This is a genomic window from Streptomyces sp. NPDC045026 (assembly GCF_056432625.1).
On the sequence record NZ_JBWKIS010000003.1, the window covers coordinates 112,481 to 119,347 of the forward strand.

At 71.8% G+C, this 6,867-nt stretch carries 7 protein-coding genes; 4 read left to right on the plus strand and 3 right to left on the minus strand.

The window, feature by feature from the left end; genetic code table 11:
• Positions 1 to 2: 2 nt before the first annotated feature.
• Positions 3 to 1,016, minus strand: coding sequence for a GNAT family N-acetyltransferase (locus AC07EJ_RS07895; RefSeq protein ID WP_389478521.1), 1,014 nt, complete (start codon positions 1,014 to 1,016; stop codon positions 3 to 5).
• Between the two features lie 140 nt (positions 1,017 to 1,156).
• On the opposite strand from AC07EJ_RS07895, the gene fdxA reads away from it, so the two are divergent.
• A complete protein-coding gene (gene fdxA / locus AC07EJ_RS07900) occupies positions 1,157 to 1,477 on the plus strand; it encodes a ferredoxin (protein WP_030573070.1) in 321 nt (106 codons plus the stop codon).
• Between the two features lie 103 nt (positions 1,478 to 1,580).
• Positions 1,581 to 2,690 carry a bifunctional succinyldiaminopimelate transaminase/glutamate-prephenate aminotransferase gene (locus tag AC07EJ_RS07905; protein ID WP_389478522.1) on the plus strand — a complete coding sequence of 370 codons (1,110 nt, stop codon included), beginning with the start codon at positions 1,581 to 1,583 and terminating at the stop codon, positions 2,688 to 2,690.
• A 112-nt stretch (positions 2,691 to 2,802) separates the two neighbouring features.
• Here the strand turns inward: AC07EJ_RS07905 and AC07EJ_RS07910 are convergent, their stop codons facing one another.
• Positions 2,803 to 3,261 (minus strand): ATP-binding protein, encoded by a 459-nt coding sequence (locus tag AC07EJ_RS07910; protein ID WP_389478524.1) that lies wholly within the window; start codon positions 3,259 to 3,261, stop codon positions 2,803 to 2,805.
• Between the two features lie 300 nt (positions 3,262 to 3,561).
• Complete coding sequence (locus AC07EJ_RS07915) at positions 3,562 to 4,488, minus strand: VldE C-terminal domain-containing protein (protein WP_389478526.1); 927 nt, start codon at positions 4,486 to 4,488, stop codon at positions 3,562 to 3,564.
• Positions 4,489 to 4,550: 62 nt separating this feature from the next.
• On the opposite strand from AC07EJ_RS07915, the gene dapE reads away from it, so the two are divergent.
• Together dapE and AC07EJ_RS07925 are read left to right on the plus strand one after the other, a co-directional pair.
• A complete protein-coding gene (dapE, locus tag AC07EJ_RS07920; protein ID WP_362903732.1) occupies positions 4,551 to 5,630 on the plus strand; it encodes a succinyl-diaminopimelate desuccinylase in 1,080 nt (359 codons plus the stop codon).
• 73 nt (positions 5,631 to 5,703) lie between these two features.
• Complete coding sequence (locus AC07EJ_RS07925) at positions 5,704 to 6,453, plus strand: LOG family protein (RefSeq protein WP_389478527.1); 750 nt, start codon at positions 5,704 to 5,706, stop codon at positions 6,451 to 6,453.
• Positions 6,454 to 6,867: the final 414 nt, after the last annotated feature.

The following is a 6,867-nucleotide window of genomic DNA, read 5'->3' on the forward strand; positions in this document are numbered from 1 at the left end:
GCTCAGAGTCCGGCCGGTTCCGGGTCCGGGCCCCGGTAGTGGTGGTAGGCGTGGTGCGCGGCGAAACCCAGCCGCCCGTACAGCGCCCGAGCCCCCTCATTGTCCGCCTCCACCTGCAGCCAGGCCGCCGACGCGCCCTCCTCCAGCGCGCGGCGCGCGAGCGCCGTCATCACGGCCGAGGCCAGGCCCTGGCGCCGCCGCGAAGGAGCCACCTCGACGGCCGCGAAGCCGGCCCACCGCCCGTCCACGACGCACCGCCCGATCGCGTCCGGCTCCTCTCCATCGCCCGGCACGGTCGCGAACCATACGGACGGCCCGGCGGTCAGCACCTTCAGGGCCACCTCGCTCGCGCCCTTGCGCTGGTACCGGCCGAGCCACGCCTCGCCCGGCTCCCGCGTCAGCTCGACCCGGTCGCCCGGCTCCACGCCGTCCGCGACCGGCGCGAGCGGGCCGATCCACATCTCCGCACTGACCTCACGCACCCACCCCCGCACGTCCAGCTCCGCGCACAGCAGCTCCTGCGTGCCCTCGGCGCCGGTCGCGGTCTGGATGTACGGAGTCAGCCCGCGCCGCTCGTACCAGGCACCGACGCGCGCGAGCGCCTCGTCGAGAGGGAGCCCCGGATCGCCGAGCGGCAGCACGGAGTTTGCCCGCCGCGTGAAGCCGTCGGCCGCCCGCAGCTCCCAGCCGCCGAGCCGCTCGCTCTCCACCGGCTGCCACGCGCGCGCCGCCGCCCGCGCCAGCTCCTCGTACGAGGCGGCGGGCCCGCGGCGCCGGGCGGGCGCGGGCGGCACCACCTTGCCCGCGACCAGCGAGGATTCCGGAATCTGGACCTGTTCACCGTCCCGTCGTGTGATGTGCAGCACACCCGCGTTCCACGATGTGAGAACGCCGACCGTGTCGGTGAACTTCGCCCCCGGCGAGCCTTCGGCCGCAAGCCGCCGAACAGACACGCGTTTTCCCACGTCAGCGGCCGTCAAGCGAAGCTCGAGCCGTCCGCCCGCAGTGAATTCCACAGCTCGGTCCACCCCTCCTGTTCGGATCATGCCCAGGAACGGAGATACTAGGTGCGGGCATCGACGACGCCGCGCTCCCGCGCGCCACGCGGACGAGCCGCAGATCGGCCCGCCGCGCCCTACCGAGGAGGAACGACAGCGTGACCTACGTCATCGCGCAGCCTTGTGTCGACGTGAAGGACAAGGCGTGCATCGAGGAGTGCCCGGTCGACTGCATCTACGAGGGCTCCCGGTCCTTGTACATCCACCCGGACGAATGCGTCGACTGTGGAGCCTGTGAGCCGGTCTGCCCGGTCGAGGCGATCTTCTACGAGGACGACACTCCTGAAGAGTGGAAGGACTACTACAAGGCGAACGTCGAGTTCTTCGACGAGCTCGGTTCGCCCGGCGGCGCCAGCAAGCTCGGCCTGATCGAACGCGACCACGCCTTCATCGCCGCGCTTCCGCCGCAGAACCAGTAAGCGGGTCGCACAACGCGCAACCCCGGTCCCGTACGGCACGCTCGCCGTACGGGACCGAGGCGTTGGCCCGAGTGCGCATGCATGTATGAAAGAAGTGAGCCAGGTGTCCGCAGTCTCCGACCGCCTTCCCACGTTTCCCTGGGACAAGCTCGAGCCGTACAAGAAGACGGCCGCCGCCCATGAGGGCGGGATCGTCGACCTCTCCGTCGGCACGCCGGTCGATCCGGTGCCCGAGCTGATCCAGAAAGCGCTGATCGCGGCCGCGGACTCACCGGGCTATCCCACGGTGTGGGGCACGCCTGAGCTGCGGGACGCACTCGTGGGCTGGAGCGAGCGGCGCCTCGGCGCGCGCGGGTTCACCCACCACAACGTCCTGCCGATCGTCGGCTCCAAGGAGCTCGTGGCCTGGCTCCCGACGCAGCTGGGCCTCGGCCCCGGAGACAAGGTCGCCTACCCGCGCCTGGCCTACCCGACGTACGAGGTGGGCGCCCGCCTGGCCCGCGCGGACCACGTCTCGTACGACGACCCGACAGAGCTCGACCCGACGGGGATCAAGCTCCTGTGGCTCAATTCGCCCTCGAACCCGACCGGCCGCGTCCTGTCCAAGGACGAGCTGACCCGGATCGTCGCCTGGGCGCGCGAGCACGACATCCTCGTCTTCTCCGACGAGTGCTACATCGAGCTCGGCTGGGAGGCGGACCCGGTCTCGGTCCTGCACCCGGACGTCTGCGGCGGCTCGTACGAGGGGATCGTGTCGGTCCACTCGCTCTCGAAGCGGTCGAACCTCGCCGGCTACCGGGCCGCCTTCCTGGCCGGTGACGCTGCCGTCCTCGGCGACCTGCTCCAGATCCGCAAGCACGGCGGCATGATGACGTCCGCCCCGACGCAGGCGGCCGTCGTCGCGGCACTCGGCGACGACCAGCACGTGCAGGAACAGCGCGGACGCTACGCCGCCCGCCGCACGGCCCTGCGTGACGCCCTCGTCGAGCACGGCTTCCGCATCGAGCACAGCGAGGCGAGCCTCTACCTGTGGGCGACGCGCGACGAGTCCTGCTGGGACACCGTGGCGCACCTGGCGGAGCTGGGGATCCTGGTCGCGCCCGGCGACTTCTACGGGCCCGCGGGTGACCGGTTCGTCCGCGTGGCGCTGACGGCGAGCGACGAGCGCGTGGCCGCGGCGGCCGAGCGCCTGAGCCAGGCCGGCAAGGCCTAGGGGTTACCGCTTAGGGATTACGGCCTCCGGCTTACGGCTTACCCGGCACAGCGAAGGGGGCGGGGAGCCTGTCGTCACAGGCTCCCCGCCCCCTTCGCCGTGTACCGGACGATCAGCCGAGCGGCAGGCCCTGCGTCGGCAGGTCGCCCGTGGCGGGGAGCGCGCCGGCGGGCAGGCCGCTGCCCAGCGCGTCGGTCGGGAGGCCGCCGTTGGTGGCCGTGCCCGCGGTCTGGCCGACCACGTCGCCGGCGCTGCCCGCGACGTCACCGGCCGCCTTCTGGGCGGCGGGGGTGGCCGTCTTGGCGCTCCGGCCCACGGCCTTACCGGCGGCCGGTACGGCCTTCTTCACGGCCTTGCTGCCCGTGTCGCCCGCGAGGCCGGTGGCGCTCTGGGCGGCGCCGTCGACGGTGTTGCCGAGGTTCGCGCCGTCGAGCGCGGTGAGGCTGCCCACGTTCGGGGTGGCCGGGAGGTCTACGGCGCTCGCGGATCCGGCCGCTCCGACCACGGGAGCCGCTCCCGCTGCGATCAGCAGCGCGGCACGGGCGATCCGGCGGGTCAGGGGGAGGGACATTGATGCTCCTTAGACGGGAGAGAACGGTGGTGTCCGGCGTCGGGTGCCCGGCGCTCGGACGCAGTGACTACCGCTCGAAGGTCGCGAAGGTTTCGCTCACGCAACGTAAAGAGTTGGCAATGTGTCGCATTATCATCTGCGGCGAAAAACGGGCAAACGCCACGCGCCCCGCGAGGTCGTAAAACGCCTACGCCCCTTGGCCCGCAAGGGAATTCCGCATATGCCCACGGGTCCTGCGAAGAACCGTGCGAGGCGTCGCCCCCGGCTGACGCATATCGCCCGATCGAGCTATCAACCGCACTACTGCGCGATGACGATCCGGACCTCGCCGAGGCCCTTCGCGGCCCCCGCCGCGGCCTGCGCCGCCGTCCCGCTCCACTTGCCGCCGTCGTCGCCCGCGGTCCACTCGCGGCCCGCATAGGACACCTGCTCGATGCGCAGCGCCGAGGAGTTGGCCACCGCCCAGTGCGCCACCTCCCAGCCGCGCTGCCGCTCCCCGCCCTCGGCCGAGTCCACGGTGGCGGGCACCGGCACGGTCACGCCGTGCCCGCCACCGGCGGCCGCCGGCGACACCTCGCGCCCGAAGTCACGCACCAGAGCCGCCCGCACCTTCGCCGGATCGCCCGGCTTCCTGACCTCCGTGCCGCTCGGCCGGCCCTCGCAGGTCAGCGAGGCACCCGCCCGGCCCGTCAGCGCCGCGGCCAGCAGCGTGGCGTCCGGCTCGTGCTTCGCGTACGCCTGCGGATAGCCGCTGCGCTGCACGCGCTGCGCCGCGACCGTCAGGGGCAGCCGCGAATAGCCCGGGATCTTGTCCAGATGCTCGTAGAACCGCCCCGCCGCGTACACCGGATCCATGATCTGCGCCTGCGTGCCCCAACCCTCCGACGGGCGCTGCTGGAACAGGCCCAGCGAATCGCGGTCGCCGTGGTGGATGTTCCGCAGGCCCGACTCCTGGAGCGCGGTCGCGAGCGCGATCGTGACCGCGCGCTCGGGCATGCCGCGCGAGGTGCCGACGGCCGAGATCGTCGCCGCGTTCACCGCCTGCTCGGAGGTGAACTCGTACGACGCGCCGTCGTCGTTCCCCGACACGACCGTGCAGCGCGGGGCCGGTCTGCCGCCCGAGACGTACTGGACGACCAGATACGCGGCGACAGCGAGCAGCACCACGACGGCCGCCCCGATACGGAGGAGACGGCCGCGCCGGACGAGGGTGGGGGGCTCAGGCACGCGTCCAAGGTACTGGAGGCCACCGACACGGCCCGCGGCCGCCGGGCATTAGGGTCGACGCCATGGACCTCACCGCCCTTGACCTCGCACAGGACGCCGCGCTGCTCACCGCCCAGCTGGTCGACTTCCCGTCGCCGAGCGGCCAGGAGAAGCCCCTCGCCGACGCCATCGAGACGGCCCTGCGCGCCCTGCCGCACCTCACGGTCGACCGGTACGGCAACAACCTCGTCGCGCGGACGAACCTGGGCCGTGCGGAGCGGGTCATTCTCGCCGGGCACATCGACACGGTCCCGATCGCGGACAACGTCCCCTCGCGCCTGGACGAGGACGGCATCCTGTGGGGCTGCGGCACCAGCGACATGAAGTCGGGCGTCGCGGTCCAGCTGCGCATCGCGCAGACCGTCACCGAGCCCAACCGCGACCTGACGTTCGTCTTCTACGACAACGAAGAGGTCGCCGCACACCTCAACGGTCTGGGACATGTGGCCGAGGCCCACCCCGACTGGCTGGAGGGTGACTTCGCGATCCTCCTGGAGGGCACCGACGGCGAGGTCGAGGGCGGCTGCCAGGGCACCCTGCGCGTCATCCTGACCACCAAGGGGGAGCGGGCGCACTCCGCGCGCGCGTGGATGGGCTCCAACGCCGTCCACAAGGCCGCCCCCATCCTCGAACGCCTCGCCGCGTACGAGCCCCGCAAGCCCGTCGTCGACGGACTCCAGTTCCACGAGGGGCTCAACGCCGTACGCATCGAGGGCGGCGTCGCCACCAACGTCATCCCCGACGCCTGCTCCGTCACCGTCAACTTCCGCTACGCGCCCGATCGCAGCGCCGAGGAGGCCGAGGCCTTCGTGCGGGACTTCTTCGCCGGCTGCGACATCGACGACTACGTGGTCGACGACCACACCGGCGGCGCGCGCCCCGGCCTCGACCACCCGGCCGCCGCCGCCTTCATGGCCGCCGTCGGCGGCAAGGCCCGCCCCAAGTTCGGCTGGACGGACGTCTCCCGGTTCAGCGCGCTCGGCGTCCCCGCCGTGAACTACGGCCCCGGCGACCCGATCTTCGCCCACAAGAGGGACGAGCACGTGGACACCCGCAAGATCCTCGCCACCGAGGAACGCCTGCGCTCCTGGCTCACGGCCTGACACTCCGAGGTCCCTCGCACGTAACCCGCGTAGACCTACCCTTGCTGAACGTACGCAGTGGAGGGAGCAGCGAATGAGCAACCCCGAGGGCAGGAAGCGTCCCAAGGAGCAGCGGCTCGGCCCGGTGATCCGTCGCCACGACCAGGTCCAGTCGAGCACCACCGATCAGCGCCTCCTCGACTCCGACGGTCCCTCCGAATGGGTGCACACCGATCCCTGGCGGGTCCTGCGCATCCAGTCGGAGTTCATCGAGGGTTTCGGCACGCTCGCCGAACTCCCGCCCGCCATCAGCGTGTTCGGCTCCGCCCGCACACAGCCGGACTCGCCGGAGTACGCGGCCGGAGTCGCCATCGGCAGGGCGCTCGTCGAGGCCGGGTTCGCGGTCATCACGGGTGGCGGGCCCGGCGCGATGCAGGCCGCGAACCAGGGCGCCGTCGAGGCCAAGGGCATCTCCGTGGGCCTCGGCATCGAGCTGCCCTTCGAACAGGGCCTCAACCAGTACGTCGACCTCGGCCTGAACTTCCGCTACTTCTTCGTCAGAAAGACGATGTTCGTGAAGTACGCGCAGGGCTTCGTCGTCCTGCCGGGCGGCCTCGGCACCCTGGACGAGCTGTTCGAGGCGCTCACCCTCGTCCAGACCACGAAGGTCACGCGCTTCCCGATCGTCCTGTTCGGGACGCAGTACTGGAGCGGCCTGGTCGAGTGGCTGAAGAACACCGTCATCGCCCAGGGCAAGGCATCCGAGGCCGACCTGCTCCTCTTCCACGTCACGGACGACGTGGAAGAGGCGATCGCCCTCGTGACCAAGGAAGTCGGCAAGTAGGCGCCTGAGAGCGGCCCTGAGAGCGGGTTCCTGACAGCAGGCGCCCAAGAGCCGGCCCGCGGTGGGTGATCGCCGGGGGCCGGCGGCGGCCTCCCCGGCTTCGGGCGGCTGTGTCGGCCTCCGGCCTCTGGTGGGTGTCGGGGTCAGGCGAGTCCGCGGCGGGCGACGGCGGGTGGCCGGTGGCCGGCGATCGTGGCGACCATGTCGAGCACCTGCCTGGGCTGCTTCTTCGTGCCGTTCTCGCACTGCTCGGCCGGCGGCGGCCTCCCCGGCTTCGGGCGGCTGTGTCGGCCTCCGGCCTCTGGTGGGTGTCGGCGTCAGGCGAGTCCGCGGCGGGCGACGGCGGGTGGCCGGTGGCCGGCGATCGTGGCGACCATGTCGAGCACCTGCCTGGTCTCGGCCACCTCGTGGACC

Coding starts and splice junctions, on each gene's coding strand:
- AC07EJ_RS07910 (WP_389478524.1), bottom strand. CDS start 3,261: ATGTCCCTCCCCCTGACCCGCCGGATCGCCCGTGCCGCGCTGCTGATC.
- dapE (WP_362903732.1), top strand. CDS start 4,551: ATGGACCTCACCGCCCTTGACCTCGCACAGGACGCCGCGCTGCTCACC.
- AC07EJ_RS07925 (WP_389478527.1), top strand. CDS start 5,704: ATGAGCAACCCCGAGGGCAGGAAGCGTCCCAAGGAGCAGCGGCTCGGC.